At 69.0% G+C, this 1,062-nt stretch carries 1 protein-coding gene; it reads right to left on the bottom strand.

Annotation, left to right across the window (positions count from 1 at the left end):
- Nucleotides 1-12: 12 nt before the first annotated feature.
- The gene (locus ABGB05_RS36900; protein WP_347658672.1) at nucleotides 13-930 is read right to left on the bottom strand and encodes an IS5 family transposase; all 918 of its coding nucleotides are present in this window, start codon (nucleotides 928-930) and stop codon (nucleotides 13-15) included.
- Nucleotides 931-1,062 lie beyond the last annotated feature (132 nt).

The raw sequence follows: 1,062 nt of genomic DNA, 5'->3' as shown, positions 1-1,062 counted from the left end.
CTAGGCCGTGTGTCATAAGTGCCGTTCGAGTCTCCGAAGCCAGGTGTCGATCATGCTGATGGTGGCGGTGGCTTCGTAGCGCACGGCGAGTTTGTCGTAGCGGGTGGCCACGGCGCGGTGTTGTTTGAGCAGGTTGATGCCGCACTCCACGGCGTGACGCTGCCGGTATGCGCTGGGGTCGAAGGCCGGTGGACGGCCACCCGCCGACCCCTTCTTACGTCGGTTCGCGGCCTGGTCGGCCTTGACCGGGATGACGCAGCCGATGCCACGCCGGCGCAGGTAGCTCCGGTTGGCCTTGCTGCTGTACGCCTTGTCGGCCAGGACCCGCTCCGGCCGACACCGGGGCCGACCGACGCCGAGGCGAGGCACCCGGATGCGGTCCAGCACGGTGGTGAACTGCGGGCTGTCGCCACGCTGCCCACCGGTGACCACAAACGCGAGTACCTTGCGGCCCTGCTCACAGGCCAGATGCAGCTTCGTCGTCAGACCGCCACGCGAGCGACCCAGCGCGTGATCGGCCGGCTCGACGGCGCCGGACCCGCCCGGCGGCTCGACCTGCGTGTGACTGTCCCGGCGGGCACCAGCGGCGTGCTGATGCGCCCGGGCGATCGTGGAGTCCACACTCACGTCCCAGGTGATCAACCCGAACGCGTCGGCCCGACCCTGCAACCCGGCCAGGATCCGCGCCCACACCCCGGCCCGCTGCCAGTGCCGGTACAGCCCGTACACCGTGCGCCAGTGCCCGTAGCAGTCCGGCACGTCCCGCCATGGCGCACCCGTACGGACCCGCCACCTGATCCCGTCAATCAACTGCCGCTTGCTCCACTTCGGCGGCCGACCCGGCTTCTTCGGTCGGGGCAGCAGCGGCTCCAACACCGCCCACTGCGCGTCGCTCAGGTCGTGCCGCCTCGTCACCGCTACGCTGGCCACGAGGTCTCCGTGCAGATGGTTGTCTTGGTCGATAACCCATCTACCGGAGACCTCACCGCATCCCGGTCACCGACACGCCCAGCCGATCTACCTCACAGCCAGGACCACAGGGCACTTATGACACACGGCCTA

Origin of the sequence: Plantactinospora sp. B5E13, assembly GCF_039871775.1 — a bacterium.
Taxonomy (GTDB): domain Bacteria; phylum Actinomycetota; class Actinomycetes; order Mycobacteriales; family Micromonosporaceae; genus Plantactinospora.
Note: the sequence above shows the minus strand (reverse complement) of the source record. Positions and strands in the feature narration are given on the sequence as shown.